At 34.0% G+C, this 26,105-nt stretch carries 28 protein-coding genes; all 28 read right to left on the bottom strand.

Going from position 1 to position 26,105, the window contains the following annotated elements; genetic code table 11:
* Positions 1-4: 4 nt before the first annotated feature.
* Positions 5-283: an RNA-binding S4 domain-containing protein gene (locus HMPREF3265_RS11890; RefSeq protein WP_037537011.1), complete on the bottom strand. Its 279-nt coding sequence runs from the start codon at positions 281-283 to the stop codon at positions 5-7.
* Complete coding sequence (locus HMPREF3265_RS11885; protein WP_070861740.1) at positions 280-1,470, bottom strand: MazG nucleotide pyrophosphohydrolase domain-containing protein; 1,191 nt, start codon at positions 1,468-1,470, stop codon at positions 280-282. The genes HMPREF3265_RS11890 and HMPREF3265_RS11885 overlap by 4 nt, the downstream gene beginning before the upstream one ends.
* Entirely contained in the window at positions 1,470-3,002 is a 1,533-nt protein-coding gene (locus HMPREF3265_RS11880; protein ID WP_070861746.1) for a polysaccharide biosynthesis protein, read from the bottom strand. Before HMPREF3265_RS11880 ends, HMPREF3265_RS11885 begins: the two co-directional genes overlap by 1 nt.
* A gap of 64 nt (positions 3,003-3,066) precedes the next feature.
* The gene (gene mfd, locus HMPREF3265_RS11875) at positions 3,067-6,573 is read right to left on the bottom strand and encodes a transcription-repair coupling factor (RefSeq protein ID WP_070861739.1); all 3,507 of its coding nucleotides are present in this window, start codon (positions 6,571-6,573) and stop codon (positions 3,067-3,069) included.
* Positions 6,570-7,142 carry an aminoacyl-tRNA hydrolase gene (pth, locus tag HMPREF3265_RS11870; RefSeq protein ID WP_011276759.1) on the bottom strand — a complete coding sequence of 191 codons (573 nt, stop codon included), beginning with the start codon at positions 7,140-7,142 and terminating at the stop codon, positions 6,570-6,572. The genes mfd and pth overlap by 4 nt, the downstream gene beginning before the upstream one ends.
* Before the next feature lie 168 nt (positions 7,143-7,310).
* Positions 7,311-7,976: a 50S ribosomal protein L25/general stress protein Ctc gene (locus HMPREF3265_RS11865; RefSeq protein ID WP_053036584.1), complete on the bottom strand. Its 666-nt coding sequence runs from the start codon at positions 7,974-7,976 to the stop codon at positions 7,311-7,313.
* A gap of 183 nt (positions 7,977-8,159) precedes the next feature.
* A complete protein-coding gene (locus HMPREF3265_RS11860) occupies positions 8,160-9,125 on the bottom strand; it encodes a ribose-phosphate diphosphokinase (RefSeq protein WP_070861738.1) in 966 nt (321 codons plus the stop codon).
* 110 nt (positions 9,126-9,235) lie between these two features.
* Positions 9,236-10,591 carry a bifunctional UDP-N-acetylglucosamine diphosphorylase/glucosamine-1-phosphate N-acetyltransferase GlmU gene (gene glmU / locus HMPREF3265_RS11855; RefSeq protein WP_070678642.1) on the bottom strand — a complete coding sequence of 452 codons (1,356 nt, stop codon included), beginning with the start codon at positions 10,589-10,591 and terminating at the stop codon, positions 9,236-9,238.
* 209 nt (positions 10,592-10,800) lie between these two features.
* Positions 10,801-11,103: a septation regulator SpoVG gene (spoVG, locus tag HMPREF3265_RS11850; protein ID WP_037552552.1), complete on the bottom strand. Its 303-nt coding sequence runs from the start codon at positions 11,101-11,103 to the stop codon at positions 10,801-10,803.
* Positions 11,104-11,172: 69 nt separating this feature from the next.
* Complete coding sequence (locus HMPREF3265_RS11845; protein WP_037552555.1) at positions 11,173-11,553, bottom strand: RidA family protein; 381 nt, start codon at positions 11,551-11,553, stop codon at positions 11,173-11,175.
* Positions 11,554-11,570: 17 nt separating this feature from the next.
* Positions 11,571-12,395: a pur operon repressor gene (gene purR, locus HMPREF3265_RS11840; protein WP_011276765.1), complete on the bottom strand. Its 825-nt coding sequence runs from the start codon at positions 12,393-12,395 to the stop codon at positions 11,571-11,573.
* A gap of 16 nt (positions 12,396-12,411) precedes the next feature.
* Complete coding sequence (gene ispE / locus HMPREF3265_RS11835; RefSeq protein ID WP_053015912.1) at positions 12,412-13,260, bottom strand: 4-(cytidine 5'-diphospho)-2-C-methyl-D-erythritol kinase; 849 nt, start codon at positions 13,258-13,260, stop codon at positions 12,412-12,414.
* Between the two features lie 316 nt (positions 13,261-13,576).
* Positions 13,577-13,840, bottom strand: a complete 264-nt coding sequence (veg, locus tag HMPREF3265_RS11830; protein WP_011276767.1) for a biofilm formation stimulator Veg — start codon at positions 13,838-13,840, stop codon at positions 13,577-13,579.
* 99 nt (positions 13,841-13,939) lie between these two features.
* Positions 13,940-14,830: a 16S rRNA (adenine(1518)-N(6)/adenine(1519)-N(6))-dimethyltransferase RsmA gene (gene rsmA / locus HMPREF3265_RS11825; protein WP_070442668.1), complete on the bottom strand. Its 891-nt coding sequence runs from the start codon at positions 14,828-14,830 to the stop codon at positions 13,940-13,942.
* Between the two features lie 3 nt (positions 14,831-14,833).
* Positions 14,834-15,382: a ribonuclease M5 gene (gene rnmV / locus HMPREF3265_RS11820; protein WP_011276769.1), complete on the bottom strand. Its 549-nt coding sequence runs from the start codon at positions 15,380-15,382 to the stop codon at positions 14,834-14,836.
* 143 nt (positions 15,383-15,525) lie between these two features.
* A complete protein-coding gene (locus HMPREF3265_RS11815) occupies positions 15,526-16,296 on the bottom strand; it encodes a TatD family hydrolase (protein ID WP_037552637.1) in 771 nt (256 codons plus the stop codon).
* A gap of 29 nt (positions 16,297-16,325) precedes the next feature.
* Positions 16,326-18,305, bottom strand: a complete 1,980-nt coding sequence (gene metG, locus HMPREF3265_RS11810) for a methionine--tRNA ligase (protein WP_070861737.1) — start codon at positions 18,303-18,305, stop codon at positions 16,326-16,328.
* A 251-nt stretch (positions 18,306-18,556) separates the two neighbouring features.
* Positions 18,557-19,399 carry a 16S rRNA (cytidine(1402)-2'-O)-methyltransferase gene (gene rsmI, locus HMPREF3265_RS11805; protein ID WP_070631780.1) on the bottom strand — a complete coding sequence of 281 codons (843 nt, stop codon included), beginning with the start codon at positions 19,397-19,399 and terminating at the stop codon, positions 18,557-18,559.
* A gap of 2 nt (positions 19,400-19,401) precedes the next feature.
* Positions 19,402-19,650, bottom strand: coding sequence for a GIY-YIG nuclease family protein (locus tag HMPREF3265_RS11800; RefSeq protein ID WP_037536987.1), 249 nt, complete (start codon positions 19,648-19,650; stop codon positions 19,402-19,404).
* Positions 19,643-20,368, bottom strand: a complete 726-nt coding sequence (locus tag HMPREF3265_RS11795) for a tRNA1(Val) (adenine(37)-N6)-methyltransferase (RefSeq protein WP_070582032.1) — start codon at positions 20,366-20,368, stop codon at positions 19,643-19,645. The genes HMPREF3265_RS11800 and HMPREF3265_RS11795 overlap by 8 nt, the downstream gene beginning before the upstream one ends.
* A gap of 157 nt (positions 20,369-20,525) precedes the next feature.
* A complete protein-coding gene (gene yabA, locus HMPREF3265_RS11790; protein ID WP_053023635.1) occupies positions 20,526-20,924 on the bottom strand; it encodes a DNA replication initiation control protein YabA in 399 nt (132 codons plus the stop codon).
* Positions 20,925-20,939: 15 nt separating this feature from the next.
* Entirely contained in the window at positions 20,940-21,743 is an 804-nt protein-coding gene (locus HMPREF3265_RS11785) for a PSP1 domain-containing protein (protein ID WP_070631783.1), read from the bottom strand.
* Position 21,744: 1 nt separating this feature from the next.
* On the bottom strand, positions 21,745-22,671 hold the full coding sequence (locus HMPREF3265_RS11780) for a DNA polymerase III subunit delta' C-terminal domain-containing protein (RefSeq protein WP_048668044.1): 927 nt from the start codon (positions 22,669-22,671) through the stop codon (positions 21,745-21,747).
* A 270-nt stretch (positions 22,672-22,941) separates the two neighbouring features.
* Positions 22,942-23,271 (bottom strand): cyclic-di-AMP receptor, encoded by a 330-nt coding sequence (locus HMPREF3265_RS11775; protein WP_011276778.1) that lies wholly within the window; start codon positions 23,269-23,271, stop codon positions 22,942-22,944.
* Positions 23,272-23,304: 33 nt separating this feature from the next.
* A complete protein-coding gene (gene tmk / locus HMPREF3265_RS11770; RefSeq protein ID WP_037552627.1) occupies positions 23,305-23,916 on the bottom strand; it encodes a dTMP kinase in 612 nt (203 codons plus the stop codon).
* Position 23,917: 1 nt separating this feature from the next.
* Entirely contained in the window at positions 23,918-25,258 is a 1,341-nt protein-coding gene (locus HMPREF3265_RS11765; RefSeq protein WP_070631786.1) for an aminotransferase class I/II-fold pyridoxal phosphate-dependent enzyme, read from the bottom strand.
* Between the two features lie 31 nt (positions 25,259-25,289).
* Positions 25,290-25,814, bottom strand: coding sequence for a GNAT family N-acetyltransferase (locus HMPREF3265_RS11760; protein WP_070442680.1), 525 nt, complete (start codon positions 25,812-25,814; stop codon positions 25,290-25,292).
* Between the two features lie 78 nt (positions 25,815-25,892).
* Positions 25,893-26,030 carry a hypothetical protein gene (locus HMPREF3265_RS12710; RefSeq protein WP_154391941.1) on the bottom strand — a complete coding sequence of 46 codons (138 nt, stop codon included), beginning with the start codon at positions 26,028-26,030 and terminating at the stop codon, positions 25,893-25,895.
* Positions 26,031-26,105: the final 75 nt, after the last annotated feature.

The raw sequence follows: 26,105 nt of genomic DNA, 5'->3' as shown, positions 1-26,105 counted from the left end.
CAGTCTATTCTTCTTCAAATTGGTTCTGATTAATACGTTCTTCTTTAATTAAATCGTACATACCTTTAGCGTTTTCTTTAGAAGCATGTTCACTTAAACCAGTTACTTTAACTGTAACAAGCTTTTGTCCGAAACGAATAACTAATTCATCTTCTACCTTAACATCTGTTCCAGCTTTAGCTACATTTCCATTAACGGTAATACGTCCTTGATCACTTATCTCTTTCGCTAAAGTACGACGTTTAACAAGTCGCGATACTTTTAAATATTTATCTAATCTCATAAATCTTTCTCCCCTTGTTGCAAAAAGTTTCTAAGGGTTTCTTCATCAAAATCCTTATTTTTGGTTTTATCATACAATGCCATGAAGTGGTCTGCAAATACTTTCTCAAATTTAACTCGTGGTGCTTTACCTTCTTTACTTTTAGCTGTCTGCCAAATGTCATTTAATTCTTCTATCGATGCCGCTTTTTCATCACCAAAAATATGTGGATGACGACGAATCATCTTAGCACTTAAGCTTTCAATGATTTCTTGAATGTCCATATAGCCTTCTTTTTTGCCAATACTTGCATGTAAGAGAACTTGAAGTAAGATATCTCCTAATTCTTCTATCATGTGCCAATCATCTTCATTATCAATTGCTTCGAATAATTCAAAGCTTTCTTCCAATAGATAGCGTTTGAGGGAGGCATGAGTTTGAACACGATCCCATGGGCAACCAGTTTCATCATCGACTAAGCAATTTATAATCTCTACTGCATAATCAAAGTTTCGATATAATACTTCATCATTTGTCACTTTAGGAACGTAGACACTTGTTAAATTATTAAATGCGTCTTCGTGATGGTCAAGTTCAAATAAAGGTACCTCTAGTACAGAGGCGCCAGTGCTATGTGCGCCAGTCACTACTTTGACTGGAAAATCATCTGGATAATGTTCCATCAAAGTGATTTTAATATCTGCTGCAACCATAGCACTATATACCTGAGTAATAAGTGTATGTGTACGCACATTTAATAACTGTTCGGTTAATGCCGTACCATCTAACAAAGTGAAACCATCGTTTGGATCTTGGTTAATCGCTGCGAAAATATCATCTATAAAACTTTTACCACCTAGCATTTTAACATTCACGTCTTGATGATGGTCATTGTAGTCTAACAACTTAGCCGTCGTTGTTTCAGCTACACGTGGATGTCCAGGTACGGCATAGACAACATCTTGTGCTTGCGCTTTTTCAATTAATACATCAACAATTTGTTGATACACAGAATCGAAATCTTCATTCTTTTCATAAATAGTATCAAAACTTTCGAATTTAAGCTCATCTTGTAATTGATTAATTACAGGATGGTCTAGTGTCCTAGTATAAACAAGCGGTTGTTGTATTAAAAAACGATAGATACCAAGTGGCAACTCATCTAAACCGTAGTTTCCTAAACCAACAATTGTAATTGTATGTGTCATTAATGTCGTCCTTTCTTTATATGATAAAGCTTTTCGCCAAATGGCAAATGTTTTAATTCTCTATAACCTAAGATGTTCATATATATAACTAATATTAATAATACGGCAATGCCTATGATTGCCACAACAACTAACTCTATAAGTCCACCTATACGTCCCGCTTGAGGTAATACCTGCATACTAATTTGAATGATTATCGTCATGATGACAAGCGCAGTAAACATTTTCAAAATGAATGGTTTCATTTGACTAAAGTGATACTGCTTAAGCACTTCTTTATGCAGTATAATTACAAAACAAATAAGGGACAAAACAGTGCTAATACTAGCGCCAGCAATACCATAATGATGAATCAATAGGGCGTTAAGTATCCCTTTCACTACTAAGCCAATAGTTACACCAATCAATATTGGACGAATGCAATTGAGTACTTGTAATAATGCAATATACATCATTATAAGCGATACACAGATAACCGTTAACATATAGGATCCAAGTGTAAAACCTAAACTATTGGTCTTAAAGAAGACTGCATTCATCATAGGTAATAAATTAATTAATCCTATACTAGCTGCTGAACTAATTAATATAGTGATTTTAAGCGATGCATTAGCGTAACGATTCATTTTAATTTGATTTCGTTGTTCGATTGCTTCAGTTAAAAGTGGGATTAACACAAAACTAAAAGTTGTCGTAACAATTAAACCCATTTGTATAAATGAAGCTCCACGATCATAAATTCCTTTTTGCATGATTGCTTCTTTAAAATGTAGGCCGTGTGATTGTAGCGTATGAACAATTGTAAAGCTATCTATAAATTGCCATAATATGACCAATAATTGGCTCAATGCAAATACAAGTGTAGCCATAAGTAAGTCTTTCCAAGGTATATTTGCTGATAAATTCTGCATCTTAAAAGAGAAAGGTTTCATAACTATTAAAAAGAGACTTGAACCTAAAAAACCAAGTGCAGAAGCTAAAATAGCAATCGTTCCTGCTTGATATATTGACCAATCTTTACTCATAAATAAACCAATGGCTACAATGATGAGACCAACACGAATGATTTGTTCAATAACCTGGGAAATAGCGGGTATATTCATACGTCTTTGACTTTGGTAATAACCACGACACACACCTAATATACCAATAAATAAATAACTCAAACTTGCCATTCGTATCATAGGTGCAAGTCTTGAATCTCCCATCAATATAGCCACTGGGTGCGCTAATAATAAGAGCATTAAAAATATTACTATGCCTAACGTTTGAAATCGTATTAGCACTTTTGAAAACGAAGATGGTTGTCCATTAATACCTAGCGTTTGCGTTACCGCACTTGGAATAGCATTCATAGATAAAATCATCCCTAGCGCCACAATTGGATATATTTGTTGATAAGCATACAACCCAGTATCTCCGAGAACATTTTGGTAAGGCACTCTGTAAATTGCACTTAAAATTTTAACTATGATGAGTGCAAGGGTTAGAATCACAACGCCATTGAACGCTGTGTGATTAGAGGGTTCAATGTATTTGAACTCGTTTGAACTCTTAGATGATAACGATTGTGTAGATTTAGATTCTGATATGCTTTTAGTTTTCATCTTCAATAACCATACTTCCTTCAAGACATCTCACAAGGAATTTCAAGTTATCTAACCATTGCTTAGACTTGGTAAGTGTTACATGCATGCGATTTTCTTTAACACCTAGTTTCATTGCACGTCCTAAAGGTTGTGTTTGTTTAAACAGTTCTTCACCGTTCATTTGTCCTGTTGATTTCACTGATAATGACACTTCAATTTGCTTACCTTTATCTTTAATTAAAGTTACCCCTGCATGTAGCGCATGTATTTTAATTTCAACCATTTCAAGTAAACGTTCAACTTCAACTGGATAATCATTGAATCGATCTATCAATTCATCTTTAATATCAAATAATTGTTCTTCTGTTTCGACTTTACGTAGTTTTTTATAAATTTCAATTTTTGCTTGCTCATTTTGAATGTATTCTGCAGGTAAATAGGCATCTAAGTTGAGTTCCATTTCTACTTCTGGTGCATCTGGTTCTTCTTTAATACCACGTTTTTCATTAACCGCTTCTTCTAACATTTGTGAATACAAGTCAAAGCCAACCGAATCAATAAAGCCGTGTTGTTGTTTACCTAGTAAGTTTCCGGCACCACGAATATTTAAATCACGCATGGCAATTTTGAATCCTGAACCCAATTCAGTAAATTCTTTAATAGCTTGTAATCTTTCTTCTGCAGTTTCAGTTAGCACTTTATTCGCAGAATGTAAGAAGTATGCATAGCCAATTCGACTTGAGCGTCCTACACGACCGCGCAATTGATACAATTGGCTTAATCCAAAGCGATCTGCTTCTTCAATGATTAGAGTATTCGCATTAGGTACATCTACACCTGTCTCAATAATCGTTGTAGTCACTAAAATATCAAATTCGCCATTAATAAAGCTTAGCATTGTTTCTTCAAGATCACGTTCTGTCATCTGACCATGTGCAACGGCAATATTAGCATCCGGCATTAACATCTGTAATTGTTCACGTTTTTCATAAATGGATTGAACTCTGTTGTATAAATAGAATACCTGTCCATCACGTGATAATTCTCGTTCTAAAGCTTCTTTAATAAAATTATTATTTTGTTCTAACACATAAGTTTGTACAGGGAAACGATTTTCTGGAGGTGTCTCAATGACTGATAAATCCCGTACACCTAGCATACTCATGTGTAATGTTCTAGGAATAGGCGTTGCAGTTAACGTCAGTACGTCTACATTCGTCTTCATTGTCTTAATACGTTCTTTATGACGTACACCAAAACGTTGTTCTTCATCGACTATTAATAATCCTAAATCTTTATAATGAATATCTTTGCCTAACAATTTATGTGTTCCAACAACAATATCAACGTATCCTGATTTAAGACCTTCTTTAGTTTCTTTGACTTCTTTAGTTGAACGGAATCGACTAATCAATTCAATTTGTACCGGAAAATCCTGCATTCGTTCAATTAACGTTTCATAATGTTGTTGCGCTAAAATCGTTGTAGGTACAAGAAATGCAACTTGTTTCCCTTCCATTACTGCTTTAAAAGCTGCTCTAACAGCAACTTCTGTTTTACCATAACCTACGTCACCACATAATAGACGATCCATTGGTCGCTCGCGTTCCATATCACCTTTAATTTCGTCTATCGATTTCGCTTGGTCAGGCGTTAATTCATATGGGAAGTCCATTTCAAATGCACTTTGCTCAGCGGTATCTTCACCGTATTGATAACCTACCGACATTTCACGTTCTTTATATAATGCGATTAATTCATCAGCAATATCTTCGACACTTTGTTGAACTTTAGCTTTTGTTTTCTTCCATTCTGAGCCACCAAGTTTATTTAATTTAGGCGACTTATCTTCTGAAGCAACATATTTTTGAACTTGATCCATTTGATCGACTGGTACAAAGAGTTGGTCTGTGCCTTTATATTGCAATTTAATATAATCTCGGTGAACATCTCCAACTTCTAAAGTTTCAACACCAAGATAACGCCCTACCCCATGATGTACATGTACGACGTAGTCACCGACATTAAGGTCTTGATATGACTTGATTTTTTCAGCATTAGATAAAGTTTTAGTACGTTTACGCTGTTTCTTTTGTTTTGTTTTGAACAATTCTCTCTCAGTTATAACAACAAGTTGCATATAAGGTAATTCGAAACCTTCTGAAAGACTGCCTTCTGTAACAACGACTTGGCCAGATTTAATGTCATTGTGAACATTAGTAACAGTTGGTATATGCATCTCATTCAACATCGATTGAATTCGTTCAACTTTCGTTTCAGTTTCTACTAACACCACGATATGATAGTCGTTGTGTACATAGCGTTGGAATTCAGAACGCATAATATCGTATTGCACATAAAACTGTTGTACTGGTTTACAAGAAAACTTAATAATATGTTGTAACTGAACAGGCATAGTGGACGTAAACAAAGTGAAGTACGTCACTGGATAATCCTTCAATAACGACTCAAAACCATCAAATTGCATAAATGATTGACCGATAAATCCGTTTCCACTTTCTATTAAGTTCTGAATGAAATCGTCCACTTCAGTTGTTAGCGTCTTTTCAGTTTCTTTAATACGGTTATATTCGTCAGCTACAATGATGGCGTCTTTTGCAAAATAGTCAATAAGCGTTGAAGGTTGCTCGTACATAAATGCCACCAAGCGACGTAATAATTGATGATCAAAAAACGTTGTTTCAAATAACTTAAAACTTTCATATGTCTCTTTCAAATCATTACGAACAGACTTGTCAATTTTTGGTCGTGTTGTTTCATATGCGGTTTTCAATTCTGATTGTAAATGTTGAATGACATCATCTGTAATAATGTAATCACTTGCTGTTGTGATTGAAACTTCTTCAATATTGTCATTTGAACGTTGCGTCTCAACATCGAAGTCACGAATTGAATCAACTTCTGTATCAAACAATTCTATTCGAACAGGTTGACCTATGAGAGGGTGAATATCGATAATACCTCCACGCAATGAGAACTCGCCGATATGTGATACAACACTCTCGCGACGATATCCCATATTCACTAATTTATTTAAGAATTCATCGACATCTATATCCTCGCCTACTCTAATCGTAATTTGATGATCTTTCCAAAGTTCAAACGGTGTGAGCCACTTTTTCAATCCGTTCAAAGGAACGATAAATAACCCTTTCTTATTATGAGCTAAGGCAGTCAGTGTTCTTACACGTTCACTCATAAGTTGAGGGCTTTGCGTTGAAAATTCTTCAGTCATAATATCTTGTACAGGATATTTATAAACTTCAGAATGATCGACATATTGTAAAATATCAGTTTCTAATTTATCTGCTTGATATAAGTTGTTAGTGATTAACAACATTTGTTTTTGATCTTTTAGATACTTTTCAGCGATAATCGTAGCTTTCGCAGAGGGAGAGAGACCAGTTACAAGAATGTTTTGATGACCGAATACATCATCGAGTTCCTGGAAACGTTTATCATTTTGAATATAGTCTGAAATGATAGATCTCAATTGACTTCTCCATTATATTGATTCATTACATGGTCGAAGCGTGAACTTTCAATAAAAGCTTCCACAGCATGTGCTGAATGTTCAATCACTTTATCCATAGTAATCATCTCTTCTTTTGAAAATTTCTGTAATACATAATCAGGTACTGACATACCATTCGTTGGTCTCCCTACGCCAATACGAATTCGTTTAAATTGATCTGTACCTAAATGTTTAATGATAGACTTCATACCATTATGTCCTCCAGCACTACCTTTTTGGCGCAAGCGGATTTGACCTTGAGATAAATCTAAATCATCATACAAGACGATTAAATCTTCCACTTCAACATTATAGTAATCCATTAATGGCCCTACTGCTTCACCAGACAGATTCATCATAGTCATTGGTTCAATAAATAGAACCTTGTCACCATTTAAACGTTCAATAGTATAAGCACCTTTAAATTTTTGTTTATCTAATGAGAAATTATGTTTCTTCAAAATGTAATCAATGACTTCAAAACCGATATTGTGTCTTGTTAACTCAAATCGCTTGCCTATATTCCCAAGACCCACAATACATTTCATACGATGTTACCTCCATTGTGATTCATTTATAACGACTAACTGAATAGAATTGTGCATATATCAATTATTCATTATTTTATAACATTCCCTATAATAACACAAAAAGGGAGTAGAACAGAATTCATTAAGAATTCATGTTCCACTCCCATAAAGATAACAATCAACGAATTATTCTTCGTCTTTATTTTCTTCTTCGCTATCTTCTTCTTTTTCTTCACCAACTACTTCAGGTTCTTCAGTTGCTGCTTCACCTTCCATAGCTTCAACTTCTTCTTCAGTAGGTTCATCAGTTGGAGGAACTACTGTTACAACAGATTCTTCTGGGTCATTTTCAATTGTGAAATCGCCAGAAACTTTAATATCTGAAACTGAGTAGCTGTCATTAACTTCTAATTCAGTAATGTCAACTTCAATTGATTCAGGGATATTTTCTGGAGTTGCTGTAACTTGTAAGTCGAATAATGGTTGTTCAACTACGCCACCTTCTTTAGCACCAGCAGCTTCACCTACTAATTGAACTGGTACATCAACAGTACGTTCTTCAGTCATGTTGATTGCTAAGAAGTCGATGTGTGTAATTTGGTTTTTAAGTGGATCAAATTGATAATCTGACACCATAACTTTGATTGATTTAGAACCAACGCCTAAATCGATAACACCGTTACGTCCTACTTCACGGATAACTTTGATGAATTCAACTTCATCAACTTTAACTGAAGTATTTTTAGTACCATAACCATAAACTACTGCAGGTACTTTACCTGTATTACGTAATTTTTTAAGGTCAGAACGTGTTTGTTTACCTTGACGGATGATTGACTTTAATGAAGCCATTCGTATTTCCACCTTTCATTTTCAAGTCTAGATACTTATTATCGTGAGAATATAAAGTTCTGGACTTCCCTTCACTTACCCATCAACTTTATAAGTTGCTTGCAAGTGTTTATTAGTTCGTAAAACCACGAACGAATGTATTATACACGGTTGAAATGTATAAGTCAAACGCAATTGTAAACTTTAGTCAAATAATACACTTACTGATTCACGTTCATATACTCGAATAATTGCTTGAGCAAGTAATCCAGCTACTGATAATTCTTTAGTGTTTGACGGTTTACGTGTGTCATCTAATAAGATTGAATTTGTAACGATTAATTCTTTAATTGCTGATTTCTCGATACGCTCCTTAGCAGGACCTGATAAAACTGGGTGTGTACAACAAGCATACACATCTTTAGCACCTTTATCTTTTAAAGCTTGTGCAGCTAAAGTGATTGTTCCTGCTGTATCGATAATGTCATCAATAATAATCGCAGTGCGTCCTTCAATTTCACCAACAATATTCATTACTTCTGCTACGTTTGGTTTAGGACGTCGTTTATCAATAATTGCAATCGGAGTTTTTAAAATGTCAGCAAGTTTACGTGCGCGTGTAACGCCACCGTGGTCCGGTGATACTACGACACATTCTTCTGGGTCAATGTTAGGGTCATTCTCAAAATGTTGACCAATGATTGGTACACCCATTAAATGGTCAATTGGAATATCAAAGAATCCTTGAATTTGTGGTGCATGTAAATCTAATGCAATCATGCGATTAGCACCAGCTGTTTCAATTAAGTTAGCTACTAACTTAGCTGTAATAGGTTCACGGCTACGTGCTTTTCTATCTTGACGTGCATAGCCATAATATGGAACCACAATATTGATATTAGCTGCTGATGCACGCTTACAAGCATCAATCATGATCAATAACTCCATCAAGTGTAAATTAACCGGATTTGAAGTTGGTTGGATAATGAAAACATCACATCCACGAATACTTTCTTCAATATTGATTTGAATTTCTCCATCGCTAAAGCGTTTAACAGAACATTTCCCTAATTCAATCCCTACTCGATCAGCTACCTCTTGTGCTAATGGCTCATTTCCTTTTAAAGAGAAAATCTTTAAAGATGAATTTTTGTATTCATTATTTAACATTTATAGTCCTCCAATTTTTAACTTAGACACTTTCATTATATAAAAAATTAATCGCTTTTACTATGTTCAACAAAAAATTGTGGAAAAGAGATACCAAATTTTATCAAAAATTATTTTTTAAGATATCCTTCTTTTGTGATTTGACGGGCACGCGCAAGGGCTAAACTTTCATTAGGGACGTTGTCGGTAATTGTTGAACCTGCAGCGATTAACACACCGTCACCAACAGTTACAGGTGCCACTAAGTTAGTATTACATCCAATAAATGCATCTTTACCTACAACCGTTTTAAATTTATTAACACCATCATAATTTACTGTGATTGAACCACAACCAATGTTTGTACGTTCACCGATTTCAGCATCTCCAATATAACTTAAGTGAGATACTTTAGCCCCATCTTTAAGATCTGCTTTTTTCACTTCGACAAAGTTACCCACTTTTACATCTGAACCTAAGTTTGAACCAGGTCTTAGTTGCGCGAATGGTCCAACTTTTGTTTTATCACCAACGATTGAATCATTAATAACTGATTGTTTAATGTCAACTTTTGAGCCAATATGACTATTGTTGATTTCAGAGTATTGACCGATGACAGCTTCTTCTCCTATTTCTGTTTCACCATTAATACGTACACCAGGTTCAATAATTGTATCCATACCTATTTTGACATCTGGTCCAATAAATGTAGTTGTAGGGTCGATAATAGTTACACCATTTCTCATATGCTCAATGTTAATACGTTGTTGCAACGCCTTTTCCGCATTACTTAACATGACACGATCATTTACACCCATAATTTCATTAAAATCGTCTGTGTGATAAACTTCAGCGACGCCATTATCAGCTAAGATTAAGCTGATCACATCTGGCAAGTAGTATTCACCTTGAGCATTATCATTTTTAACTTCTTCTAATTTAGAGAAAAGAACACGATTATCGAACGCAAAAATTCCAGAACTAATTTCCGTTAATGCTTTTTGTGCTTCTGACGCGTCTTTTTCTTCAACAATACGTTGTAGTCTACGTTGTTCATCGCGAACAATTCGCCCATAACCAAACGGAATCTGAGCAGTTGCTGATAATACTGTCGCTTGCGCATGAGTACTTTCATGATGCTCAATTAACTTTTGTAACGTATGAGCTGTAATGAGCGGTGTGTCTCCACAAACAACTAAAGTTGTACCTTCCACTTCTTTCAAATGTTCGTTAGCCATCTTTACAGCATGTGCTGTTCCTAATTGTTCTTCTTGATAGCTATATAACGATTGGTTCCCCAATGTTTCTTTAACGTCATCAGCACCATGACCTACAATTGTCACGATTTGGTTAACACCAGCATTCTTAACATTTGTTAACACATGTTCTACCATTGATTTTCCAGCAACTTTATGTAGCACTTTATATTTATTTGATTTCATTCTAGTACCTTTTCCAGCTGCTAATATTACTGCATTTCTTTGCATGAGTGGTAACCCTCCAATAAATTTTACACTTCTAATTTATTATAATTTAACTCAAGTTCGAGTTTCAAGATTTAGAAGGTTTTATAATTTAGTCTATTTAAATTTTTCAAAATATGTATTCACTAGTAAAACGCTTTATACCGCACTTGATATTTAAAAAGCAGGTTCAACAAATTTAAATGCTGAACCTGCCATAATGTATGATTTATTTAAGCTTCGTCTGAATCTTCTGATGAAGCATTTTTATCTGGAATAACTTCATCTGTTTCGTCATATACTTTCATAACGGCATCTTGAATTTCTTGTCTCATATCAGAGTTGATTGGATGCGCGATATCACGGAATTCACCATCTGGTGTACGTTTACTTGGCATGGCAACGAAAAGACCTGAGTTCCCTTCAATTACACGTAAATCGTGAATTACAAAAGCTTCGTCTAATGTAATTGAAACAAGTGCTTTCATTCTGCCATCTGTTTCTATTTTTCTAAGTCTAACATCTGTCACTTTCATGTAGTGAGCCCCCCTAGTATATATATATCTTTGTTTGTTAGAAGCTTGACAATTCTTTAATCAAGGAAATTATATTCCTTTTACTTTACCTACAACTTCAATTTCAACTTTAACGTCTTTAGGTAATCTTGCAACTTCAACACAACTACGCGCTGGTTGATGTTCACTGAAATAACTACCATAGACTTCATTTATTTGTTGAAATTCATTCATGTCGGAGATAAAAATGGTTGCTTTCACAACTGAGTTTAAATCCGAACCAGCTTCTTCAAGTACGACAGACAAATTGTCTAGCACTTGTTTTGTTTGCTCTTTCACATCATCACTGACAATATTCCCTTCAGTATCTAATGGGATTTGTCCAGATGTGAATACTAAATTATTCACAACCATAGCGTGTGAGTATGGTCCTAAAGCTTCTGGTGCTTTTTTAGTGTTAATTGTTTTCATGATGTAATAAACTCCTTTTAAGAAAATTTAGACAAACTATTGCCAGGTTCTACTTTAAATTCCTGATTGTATTCATCAACATCAGATAATTTAACTAAAGAAGTATAATCCTCAATCAATCTTTGTTTAACTTCTTTTGATTCTACAAGTACAGATACCCCTTTAACTTGTGCCTTAAACTCATTCATAAGATTCATGACACCGTTGATTGAACCTCCTGCTCTCATAAAATCATCCACGACAAGTACATTAGAATTTTCAGCTAATGTACGTTTAGAAAGCACCATTGTTTCGATCTTACGTGAAGAGCCAGACACGTAGTTAATCGATACAGTAGATCCCTCAGTAACTTTATTGTCTTTTCTAATTACTACTACAGGTAAATTTAATACGTTAGCTACCGCATTAGCAAGCGATATCCCTTTTGTAGCGATTGTTACAACCGCATCAAGATCTTCTTCCATATAAATGCTAGCAATTAATTTACCAACTTTATTAAGTAAAGAAGGGTTACCTACTAAATCTGATAAGAAAAGATATCCACCAGGTAATAATCGTTCTTTTTCTTGAAGTAGTTCAATAACTTCTTCAACAATTTCCGAAGCCTCTTCTTTACTCATCATTGGTTTGTAAGTTACACCACCACTAGCACCTGCAGTCGTAATAACTGTACCTAGTTTTTCTTTTTGGAAGGTATTCTTAATAATTTGAACATCTTCACTAATTGAAGACTTCGCTTGTTTAAATTTTTTCACAAAAAAAGTTAAAGGTATTAACTGATTTGGATGATTCATTAAATACTGTGTCATAAAGACGATACGTTCACTTCTTTTATACCTCATTTGTTGTTCAACCCTTCTATCCTAATAATCTTACTAAATACACTTCATTACAGCAGCCATTAACAGCATTATATATCTTTTTCGCTTGGCTTTCTTTTTGAGCAAGCCCATATACGGTTGGACCACTACCACTCATTAATGCGCCATCTGCACCACATTGCAACATATTATTTTTTATTTTTTCAATTTCAGGATGCATTGACATTGATACTGGTTCTAGACGATTCGATAAGCTTTCACATAACTGTTTATAATCACCTTCAACAATCGCCTTCTCGCACATTTCTGTATCTACATGATGTGCATCATCCAAATCTAACGCCTTGAATACATCCGCGGATGATATACCTAAATTAGGTTTCGCTAAAACTACCCAAGCTGAAGGTGGCTTTTTTAAAAAGCGTATCTTTTCACCTCTACCTTTGCATACAGCAGTTCTGTTATAGATGCAAAACGGAATGTCTGTTCCAATTTGTATTCCCAAATCACTTAGTTCATGCAAAGATTTATCCAAATTAAACAGACGATTAATACCACGCAACGTAGCAGCTGCATCAGCTGATCCTCCTGCTAAACCGGCAGAAACGGGGATATCTTTATCTATAGTAATGGTGACACCTTCATTTAAATCATAGGTTTCCAACATCAATTGTGCTGCACGATAAGCCAAATTTTTATGATCATTTGGAACATAGTTATGTTCAATATCAACAACGATTTTTTTATCTTTTCTTTTTTGGAAAGATAATCGATCGTTCAGATCAACTGTCGTCATAATCATTGCAATTTCATGATATCCATCATCTCTTTTGAAAAGTGTATCGAGCGTCAAATTTATCTTGGCTGGTGCCGTTTCATATATCATTTTTCCGCCCTCTCTTCATCTATAGTAATAAGATGATTTTAACATAAAGACTTAAAATATTTGATAGATACATGACAAATTTATGTAAAATCTTAATAAAACAATCAATTTAATCTACTAATATACGTTTTCTAATGAAACTATATTATTTTTAAGTAAAATGATTGGAAGTAAGATAGAAGCATTCACTGTCTCACGTTCGACGCATATCTTAATCTTCTACAAAAAAGAGTGTTGAACTTAATAAGCCCAACACCCAATACATTTTAATTTATAGAGTTGTAATACACTAAACCACTCTATATTTATGTCTAAATTAGTGTGCAACTACTTCTTGATGATTATCTTCTTCAAATGAAACTTGTACGTTCTCTGTAAGAACATCCGTATATGTATACGAAACTCTTTCAAAATTATGCTTATCTTGGTCTAATTCAACAACGAATACTGAAGGATACGTTTCTTTTAAAACACCGCAACGTTCGATTGTTTTTTTACGACCACCGTTGGCTTTTAGTACAATACGATTTCCTAAATGACAATCAATAGAATTTTTGATGTCCAAAATTGATTTTGGCATATTGCTCCACCTCGCTACAAGTTACATAATACCATATTTTACAAGGTTATGTCAAATAAAATTTAAATTTTATCAATGTAGTAGCGCTTTGTCAACAATTTAATTTTCTAATTCTGGGAAATTTTTCTTTTCTTCATACAATCGTGCAAAATCTTGTATTGATAGCGTTTCCCCACGTCTTTTAGGATCAATACCTGTTTGTTCAAGCCATTTTAATATACTTTTTCTATGCTTTTTTCCATCTTTAAAGAAATTCTGATAATTGTTGTTAATTGTTTTACGTCTTTGCGCAAAAGCTGCTTTAGCTAATTTAAAGAAAGTTTCTTCGTCATCCACGCTGACGAGTGGCGTCTCTCTTTGCATTAATTTAACAACAATAGAATCTACATTAGGTGGTGGCATGAAAACTGTTTTAGGAACCGTTAACACTTTACTTGTTTCTGTATAGTACTGTGTAACAATAGATAATGAACCATAAGCCTTTGTTCCTACTTGGGCATTTAAACGTTCACCAACCTCTTTTTGCATCATAACAACATAACCATCAATCGGAATATCTTGTTGCATTAAATTCAATAAAATTGGTGTTGTAATATAATATGGTAAATTAGCTACGACCATGATTTTGTCACAATCATTCAAATATGTTTTAACCGCTTTACCAATGTCTGCTTTCAATATATCTTCGTTAATTATCGTTACGTTGTCATATGGCGCTAGCGTTTCTTTTAGTACAGGTATAAGTCGTTGATCAATTTCAAATGACATCACCTTTTTAGCTCTTTTGGCTAATTGCTCTGTTAAAGAACCCATACCGGGACCAACTTCAATAATACCTGTGTTGTCGTCAATTTCACTTGCATCTATAATTTTATGAATGATATTCACATCTACTAAGAAATTTTGTCCTAAACTTTTTTTAAAGTTAAATCCAAACTGATCTAACAATGCCTTAGTTCTAGAAGGTGTCGCAATATCTTTTCTCTCCACCTTTTATTCACTCTCCTTTTCCATAGATAATGCTTCGCGCACATCCGATTCAGTATAACCAAATGCATTGAGTTTCTTAAGCAGTTGCTTGCCATTTGAATGTCCGATGTGTAATTTACGACCTAGTATTTCTCTTTTACGACGTGCGTCTTTACCAATTATTAATCCTAAGTCTATGAGAACACTTTTGTCGATTGATTCTTCCGCTTCTTCAAAAGGAGAACTGACGTGCATTAATGCGTCTCTAATATCTTTTGGATGCGCATGTTCAACACCGATTTTACCACGCTTATTTTTAGCCTTTTCTCTATCTAAATATGCATGTTTAACACCTGAAACGTGTTCTGTAATCGTGTGACGTATTTTATCACCGGGAAAGTCAGGATCAGTTAATACGATAACACCTCTTGTTTCTTGTGCATTTTGGATGACTGCTAAAGTCTCTTTATTGATAGCACTCCCATTTGTTTCAATCGTATCACATTCAACAGCCGACTTTACTCGTTCTGTGTCATCTCTACCTTCTACTACGATAAATTCATTGATTTTCATAATAAAAAATCCTTACCTTTCAAATTCATTTCACATATATTATAACTACTTATCACATAAAAAATGAGAAAGATGTCGTGTGTCATGTTTATAAAATCATACCATGACAGACACGGTTTAACATCTTTCTCAGACATATATTATTATTTTAATTTAAATAAACGTTCAGCATTTTCCGTAGTTTGATGACATACATCTTCGTATGACATACCACGTAATTCTGCAATTTGTTCAGCAACTAAAGTCACACGTTCTGGTTCATTACGTTTACCTCTATATGGATGAGGTGAAAGATAAGGCGCATCTGTTTCAACTAACAATCTATCCATAGGTACATGTTTTGCGACTTCTTTAGGTTGCTTAGCATTCTTAAATGTAACTGGACCACCTAAAGAAATATGGAAGTTCAGCTTATTAATAACTACATCTGCAATTTCAGGAGAACCACTGAAACTATGCATAATTCCGCCTACTTCTTCAGCATGTTCTTCCATTAAGATATCTACACAATCTTGCGTAGCTTCGCGATTATGAATAATGATAGGCAAGCCCACTCTTTTAGCGAGAGTAATTTGCTTTCTAAATACGTCTTTTTGAACTTCAGCTGGAGATTTATCCCAATGATAATCTAAGCCCATTTCTCCAATACCAATAACTTTAGGATGCTTTGATAACTCTTCAATCCATTGTAAACGTTCATCTGTAAAATCAATCGCATCAACAGGATGCCAACCTATAATTCCATAAATAAAATCATATTGATCAATCAGTTCCATAGCACGTTCGATTGTCGGTGTATCAAAACCAACGACAAACATGCGATCAACGCCTGCTTCTCTCGCACGAGAAATGACTTCAGTTAAATCTTCCGCATATTGTTCATCATTTAAATGGACATGTGTATCGATTAACATTTTATCTCTCCTAATTTTACAATTTATTACTATTTAATAACTGCACCATTTGGAATTGCACTTGGTAAACTAACTAATGTTAAGACACCATCTTTTTCAGCTGATAAAATCATGCCTTCTGACTTTTGACCCATTAATTTAGCAGGTTTTAAGTTAGTGACCACTGCAACTTTTTTTCCGATAATATCTTCTGGACGATAAAACTTAGCGATTCCAGAAACAATTTGACGTTGCTCTGAACCTAAGACAATTTGAATTTTTAACAATTTATCAGACTTTGGAACGTTTTCAGCATCAGTAATTGTTGCTGCTTTAATTTCAACTTTATCAAAATCTTTAATATCAATTTGCGCTTTACTTGGCTCTTCCACTTCATCTTTAGATTCTTCAGACTTTGGAGGTTGCATTGATTCTTTAATATATGCAATTTCCGCTTCAGTGTCTAAACGTGGGAAGATTGGTGTTGGCTTCTCAGTTACCATAATCGGTTGTTTTAATGCACCATATTGTTCAAGACTTTCTAATTCAAATAATTCAGGTTCATTAATATTCAGTTGTTTGAAAATTTCTTTAGGCGCATGTGTTAAGAATGGACGTAGTAATACTGCAGCATATCGAATATTTTCAACTAAATGTGCCATGACATTACCAAGCATATCTTTTTGACTATCATCCTTAGCTAATACCCATGGTGTAGTCTCATCGATATATTTATTCGTACGACTAATAAACTTCCATACAGTAGATAAAGCTACAGAGAATTGGAAACTTTCCATACTTTCATTGAAATGTTTCACAGTTTCATGTGCTAATGCTTCCATATCTTCGTCCAGTTCATGTTTAGGACCTTCATATGCAGGCAGTTCACCTTGGAAATACTTATTAATCATAGAGATTGTACGATTTACTAAGTTACCTAAGTCATTTGCTAAATCATAGTTAGTACGCTCTACAAAAGCTTCAGGAGTGAATACTCCATCAGAGCCAAATGGTAGTTCGCGCATTAAATAATAGCGTGTTGCATCAAGACCATAGCGGTCAATTAATACGTTAGGATCTACCACATTACCTTTAGATTTACTCATTTTACCGTCTTTCATCAGAATCCAACCATGTGCAAATACTTTTTTAGGAAGCGGTAAGTCTAACGCCATTAATAAAATTGGCCAAATAATTGAGTGGAAACGTACAATTTCCTTAGCCATTAAATGCACATCTGCTGGCCAATATTTCTTGAATAATTCATCATCATCTGATAAGTATCCTAATGCAGAAATATAGTTTACTAACGCATCAATCCATACGTATACAACGTGTTTAGGATTGGATGGCACTCTGACGCCCCAGTCAAATGATGTACGTGAAACAGCTAAATCTTCTAAACCAGGTTTAATAAAGTTGTTAATCATTTCATTTTTTCTTGAAGGCGGTTGAATGAAATCTGGATTAGCATCATAAAATTCTAATAATCTATCTGTGTATTTATTAATATTAAAGAAATAGCTTTCCTCTTTAACTAACTCAACCTCATGACCTGAATCTGGGCTTTTTCCGCCAACGATTTTGCCATTTTCATATATTGGATCTACTAATTGCGATTCAGTGTAATATGTTTCATCTGGTACTGAATACCACCCTTCATACTCACCAAGGTAAATATCACCTTGTTTTAAAAGACGCTCAAAAACTTTTTCTACTACTTGTTTATGACGATCTTCTGTAGTACGAATAAAGTCATCATTAGAGATTTCTAACTTACTCCAAAGACTTTTAATACCACTAATCATTTCATCTAAATATTCTAATTCAGTTTTACCTGCTTTTTGAGCTTTTTCTTGAATTTTTTGGCCATGTTCATCTGTACCAGTTAAGTAACGAACATCATAGCCTTGCATACGTTTATAACGTGAAATCACATCACCAGCTACTGTTGAATATGCATGACCGATATGCAAATTACCACTCGGATAATAAATTGGGGTTGTAATATAAAATGTTTCTTTCGCCATCAATAGTCCTCCTCATCGTTTACAAAATAATAATATATACGTGTTATTTTGTTCATTATGGATTTTGATACTTAAACGCATCACGATATCCTTTTATATTAAGTTATTTCTTATTATAACTCATATCAATTTTCTAATGTCGTATCCTATTAACATTACCATAAATTCATTAATTTATGGGGTATTTCATAAGATTTTCATTGCCCATTTTCTCAGAAAAATATTTAATTAATCAACGTTTCATTGCCACATCATTGATTGACATCATGATATATGTCATAAACTTCTCCAGTCTTCATATGACGGTCTTCTGCGACTAACTTAATCGCCTTTTTAGGTTTAATATTTTGTTCTGATATATAGTGTTCGACATGCTCTGAAATGGTAAGTGATTGAAACCATTGTTCAGTTTCAAGAGGCTTAGCGCCCTCAATCAAGATTACAAATTCACCTTTTTGCATAATTTCATCGTTTTGAAATGCATTTATTAAGTGCCCAACTTCTTGCATCACAATTTGTTCAAACTTTTTAGTTAATTCACGACCCACTGCAACACGTCTAGTATCATCAACTTTGGAAATGGCTTTTAACGTTTCAACAACACGGAATGGTGACTCATAAATAATTAATGTGCTATCTTGAAACATTCGTTCCTGCAATACTGCTACTTTATCTTTTTCTTTTCTAGGTAAAAAGCCTAAAAATGTATACGTATAGGATGGTAGGCCACTTGCCATTAGTGCAGTTAAACCTGCATTAGGACCAGGCACGGTTTCTACATGAATGTCATAACTGTGGGCTGCAACGACCAACTCATAACCCGGATCGCTTATTAAAGGTAAACCTGCATCTGACACTAAAGCGATATTGTAACCTTCATTTAACAAGTCAATTAAATACTCAGTTTGCTGTGACTTATTATGTTCATGATATGATTTGAGCGGTGTTTGAATATCATAATGATTGCAAAGCTTTTTGGTCACTCGTGTATCTTCACAAGCTATAAAATCAGCATTATTTAAAGTTTCAATTGCACGAAATGTAATATCACCTAGATTTCCTATAGGCGTTCCCACTAAATATAATGTCGCCATATTTAACGCTCCTCAATCATTTTTAATTTTTGTTGTCTGCTATATGTTTTAATTTCATACTCTCTTCGCATTGCTTCTGATTTTGAACTAAACATTTCTTGATAAACTAACACTACCGGACGTCTTGTTTTAGTATATTTAGCCCCTTTTCCTGCATTATGCGTCGCAATACGTGCCTCTACATTGGTAGTATAACCCGTATATAATGAATTATCTTTGCATTTAACTATATAAACATAATGTTTAGCCATAATACACCTCTTTCATTTCATCAGTGTAGTCACCCTGATTGTTATAGATGTAAAATGGTGGTGCAATGGTTAATCCCTGGTTACCGTTTTTGCGTCCCTCTACTACAATCGTAACAGCCGATTTATCAATTTTACTATAAATAAAAACCACTCGTTTCGGTTCAATAGTGGCTTTGCGCATCTCAGTTAAGACATCCATTAACCTTTCAGCTCGATGAACCATCATAAGTCGACCACCTTGCTTTAATAAATGACGCGCAGCCAACATACAATCCTCTAATGTACACATAATCTCATGTCTCGCAATCTTATGCGCCTCTTTTTGATGTTGATGACGTTGATTGCTTTTAAAATAAGGAGGATTACACGTGACTAACGTATATTGAGATGGTTTAAAGTTTTGGTACACATCTTTTAAATCCATGTGATGCATTAATAATCGATTCGTTAAATCGTTATATTCGAAGCTACGACGAGCCATATCAGCCAATTGTTCTTGTATCTCGATACTCTCAATTGTTTGCGATCCTTTAGCTGATAACAAGAGTGCAATCACACCATTTCCCGCGCAAAGGTCTAATATTTTGTCATTCTTCCTCACTTCGGTAAAATGCCCTAACAATAAAGCATCTGTTGAAAATGAAAAAACATCGTCATTTTGTATAATTTTCAAATTTTCTTTAAATAAGTCATCAATACGCTCATTAGCTTTTAACATAATCTTTTTTCTCCTAAAAAAGAGATGTCTTTACAACACATCGTTATATTTCAAAGTGTTGAAATCCATCTCTAATCATTAGCGTACGCTTTAATCAATTTCACTTTACATTTGCGACGTACTGTCAATCCACTGGCAATATCAACTGACCAATGGTCTAACTATTTAATACATTCATACATAGTAAACAATCCTCACCATATCGGTGTTTACCAAATAATTCTCCATTACAAATATGAAATCCTTCGCTATATAATACTGCTAAGTTATCCTTACTTGGCAATGGTTTCTTAACATGTTTAATTGAACTTTTATTATCTCTTTCCTTACTCATTGGCTTGTTGTCTTTTTCAATACGATTGGTAACTTTGACATCTTCAACATCTTGTTCACTCTTAGCCATCAATGATTTTAAATTATCATTTTCAACTTGTAAGGCAACATTTTCTTCAATAAGTTGGATAGATAATGCTTTCAGTTCACTCATTTCCTGATTTAATTGATTAACATTACTTTCAAGTTTTACAATTTTTTCAAATAAGTCATTGCGATTCAAAAGTAACGTGCCTCCTTAATTAAAAGCTTCTAATTCTTCCATTTTATATTCTAACGGCTGTTCTAAACCATCGATTTTAACTTGCATTGAAATATCTAGAATATTTAACCCAATGACTTGTCCTTTGCCTTCAGGTGTCACAATTTTATCCCCTAAATCAGGCAACTGTGCTCTTGCCTCTTCATAAAAATCATTTTCATATTTTAAACAACACATCAATCGACCACAAGCACCAGAAATTTTAGTAGGATTTAATGACAGATTTTGATCTTTAGCCATTTTAATTGAAACCGGTTCAAAATCCCCTAAAAATGTGGCACAACATAGTGAACGACCACATGGACCGATACCACCTAGTAATTTGGCTTCATCTCGAACACCGATTTGTCTTAATTCGATACGTGTCTTTAAATTTTGTGCTAAATGTTTTACGAGTTTACGAAAATCAATACGATCATCTGCTGTAAAATTAAAAATTACTTTTGATTTATCTAATGTATATTCACAATTAACTAATCGCATATCCAGTTCCTGTTCTTTAACTAAGTCTTTACATAATTGTAATGCATTAGTGGCATCTTCATCATTTTGATAATACGTTTCGATATCTTGCTCTGTAGCAACGCGTATAATTTCTTTTAAAGGTAATGTGACATCACCATCTTCAACATCTTTAGGTGGAAACTTTACACTTCCAATTTCAATGCCTCTTTTAGATTCGACAACAACCCAATCATCTACATTTACGTCTAAATCATTAGGCGCATAATATTCCAATTTCCCTGCTTTCTGAAATTGTACACCTACGATATTTGGCATTCTAACTCACACCTTTGATTACTATTTGTTCAAATACAAGCGTCGGATTAACATTTTGCATTAATTTTTTGTGCGCTTCTGTAATTTGGTCGTACATTGTTATAACTTGGTTTAGCGATAACTGATTCGCATATTTTTCTATATTACCTTTTAAATCTGTGTATGTAAAATCTCGTTCAATTCCTATTTTGGCATGCATAATATCCTCAAAAAACGCGTTAACGGCTGCTAGCGTTAGTAATTGTAACTTACGATTTTTCGCATTTTTTAATAAATCTATTATTCCAATTAATGCCATAGGTCTATTCGTTAATAATAAGTCACACCAATGTAAAATCACTTTCCTAAGTGTAACTAAATCATGTTCTTCATTTAAATCTATTGCAGTTTCTAGTTGCGTAGTATAGGTGCTTAGCATTTCAGCTACAGCTCTATTAATATCTTCATCAACTAATCTATCTATAAAGTCTTGTTTATCACTTGGTTTAAAATAAACATGCTGACAACGTGAATGAATTGTATCTAAGATTTGTTCTGGCTTCGTTGATAACAAAATGGCTATCGTATTCTCAGGTGGTTCTTCTAAAAACTTTAATATACTATTTTCCCCTTGAACAGTAAGCTTTTCAAAATCTTCAATGATATAAACTTTATGTGTTCCTTCAATAGGAAGTTGATTCATACGATGTACCAATTGCTCAATTTGCTCTTTCTTAATTGAATTTTCTTCAGAAGATACATACATGAAGTCTGGTTGGTTGAAGGTTTCAACTTTCATTTCACATTGCTGATTCCCATTACATAGAATAAGTTTTGCAAATTCCATCGCTACATGCTTCATTGATTGTGCATCATCACCTTCAAAAAGGTAGGCATGCGATAGTTTATTTGAATGATACGCATTCGCTAATTTTTGTTGTTCATCCATGCTTGCTTACTCCTTATTCAACTTTATAATATAAAAGAGGTTAGGACCAAAGCATTTAGAATTTATGCAAACTTACCGATTAGCAAAATTATATTTCAAATTTTGTCGAATCGAGTTTCTCTACAACTTAACATGTTGCAAAAAAGTTTGCTAAATCTGCCTTCAAACACCGTCTATCAGTGTTCCAGAGCATAAGCCATAACGTCCCAACCTCGAATATTGTTTATTCATCTAAGGTGTCTTAATTTCATTATTCATTACTTTTAAATGTTAAAATCTATGGAATGATTCGACTGGCATTACAAATACTGTAGCGCCACCTACTTCCACTTCAACAGGATATGGTATGTAAGAATCTGCACTACCTCCCATTGGTGTCATTGGTGAAACAAGTTGATCTCTATTACCGCAAGTATGATCAATGACTGATAAAATATCATCTACACGGTCGTCATCTACACCACATAAGAAAGTAGTGTTACCTGCTCTTAAAAATCCACCAGTAGTTGCTAATTTTGTAGCTCTAAAGTTATTTTTCACGAGTTGGTCTGAAAGTTCTTGACTATCCTGATCTTGAACGATCGCTATAATCATTTTCATTTTAAAACACCTCTTCTTGTTATTATATCATAATTATTTTAAAAAATTTAAGATTATCTCATAAGTTTCATTGACTACATCATCAATATTACGTGTCGCATCTACCACTGCAAAACGCTGAGGTGTTTCTTGAATGATTTGTCGATATCCTTCAATCACCTTCTCGTGAAATGCAATATCTTCTTTATCAAGCCGATTTTGATCTCGTTGATTTTTAAGTATTCTATCTCTACCGACTTCTGCCGTAATATCTAAATAAATGGTTAAATTTGGATAAAGACCATTTATTGCAAAATCATTTAATTGCTTCACTTCTTCAATACCTATACCCCTTGCATAACCTTGATATGCAAGAGAACTATCAATATATCTATCACATAAGACAATTTTATTATCATTTAACGCGGGCACAACTTTTTCTACTAGGTGTTCTCTTCTAGAAGCAGCAAACAACATTGCTTCTGTACGTATGTCCATATTTTCCCCTTCTAATACTACCTTACGTATTTCTTCACCAGTTGGTACTCCTCCAGGTTCTCTAGTAGCAATCAACTGATAATCCTGAGCTAACTTTTCAGACACACGTTGCAATACAGTTGTCTTACCTGAACCTTCAGGACCCTCGAATGTTATAAACGCCGACATTTTATTCATCCTTAACTAATATTTTTTCTTGTCTTATACCTTCAACTCTATCGCCTTTTTGAAGATATTCTCGCATTAATTTTATCATATTTTGGGTTATTCTTTCCCCTTTTAAATAAACAGGGATACCCGGCGGATATGGTATGATGTGCATTGCTAATATCTTACCTATCGATTGATCAATATCAACCCATGTTACGTTACCACTATCTTGTGGGAAGTATGTACCTTCATCTAACGGTATATGTATTGATGTTGATTGTTTAGTTGACAAAGGACATGGTAGATTGATTTTAGTGATTTTGTTTAATAGTGTTTCAAATGGATACTTATCGTCCTCATGCCATAACGGCAATACAAATAAAACTTGCTTGTCGTCAGCTAATTCAATGTATATACCCATTTGTTCAAACCATGTTTGTATTTCAAATCCAGAATACCCTTGATACTGAATTAATAATTTTAAAGGATCACTTACACAAATAGTAGTTAATCCAATCATATTTAGCGTATCAATAAGTTGCTTTCTTTTCTCAAAAAATAGCGTACTATCGTAATCAACATAAAATTGATGTGCTAGCTCAAGACTGGCCATCACTAAATATGAAGGACTAGAAGTCTGATAGTATCCTAGATATCGCACTATTTCATCTTTCAATGGCGCATCTTTATGAATAAACAATATAGATCCCATCGTGAGTGCGGGCAATGTCTTGTGATAAGACTGCACAACATAATCCGCGCCACTTTCAAGTGCAGATTTTGGAAAGTTTTTTAAATTAAAATGTGCACCATGTGCCTCATCAACTAATACTGGTATCGCTTCACGATGTGCTCTATCTACAAATGCTTTGATATCAAAGCATTCACCATAATAGTTTGGATAGGTTACAATAGCTAACTTCTGATTATTAAATGTCATACTTTGTGTGTCCGGACCTAAATATTGACTACTATTATTACTCTTAGTCATTGCTATTATATCAGCAGGTTGCTGTACAATGTCCAATCCATGAAAGACTGATTTGTGCACATTACGACTAATCAAATAATTCCCTTTTAATTTTGAAAATGACTGTATCACTGATAAAATTCCTGAGGTTGTTCCGTTAATTAAGAAATATGCGTCATAATCCGGTTGCTTATGAATATGTTGCATACTTTTTAATATGATATCTTCTGGGTGATGCAAATCATCAAGTCCCGTAATTTCAGTCATATCCATCTTAAAGTCCAAATTTTTTACATTACCGATTGTTCCATTTTTGTGACCAGGTACATGTAAAGAAATAGCATTTTCATTTACCAATTGAGATAATTTATGAAAAATTGGAAGTTCCATATTATACACACTTTCTAATTATTTAGTGCACTTACGATAAATCATCATTGCCATCGCGTTGCTCAATCCACTTTGCTTTCAATAGTCCCATGACATAACAATCTTTATACTTTCCTTGAGTATAAAAATGTTCTTTTAATTCACCTTCTATAATGAAACCTGCTTTTTTATATATGTGCACTGCTTTTTCATTATTCACATCCACATATAAATAAACTTTATTCAGGTTCAAGACTAAAAAGGCGTAATCAACTGCCATTTTAAATGCTTTTTTAGCATACCCTTTATTTCCAAATTGTGAATCTATAATAATTTGAATTTCACAATTTCTATGTACAAAGTTAATTTCCACTAATTCTACAACACCGATAGACGTGTGATCATCTTCAATAATGAATCTTCTCTCTGATTCATCTAAAATATGCTTTTGATATAACGTTTTTAACTCACTTAATGATTCATACGGTTCTTCAAACCAATAAGACATAATCGTATATTCGTTATTTAAATGATGTACAAATTGTAAGTCTGTTTCTTCTAAAGCTCTAATTATCATTCTTAGCACTCCTTTAATTACAGTGTAGACAAGCGATTTAACTAAGTAAAGTAACTCAATACTTTAACTTTCTATTCGTTAAGGTATAACTCTTTCTCTAGCGGAACGTAAATCTGCTACCACCGGCGCTAAGAAACTTACTTTACTTCGAGACAAGCGCTCGCTTCCTTCCTCATTTTCTAAAATTGCTTGTTCTTTTAGCTCAACTAAACTCACTTCTCAATTTTCTCAATTCATCGGATTCAAACACTTTCTCCTCGTAAAGCTATTACACTTTTATTTGTTGTTATC

This window comes from Staphylococcus sp. HMSC62B09 (assembly GCF_001839115.1).
Classification (GTDB): domain Bacteria; phylum Bacillota; class Bacilli; order Staphylococcales; family Staphylococcaceae; genus Staphylococcus; species Staphylococcus haemolyticus.
The sequence above is the reverse complement of the archived record's forward strand: the minus strand, read 5'-3'. Positions and strand labels throughout refer to the sequence as shown.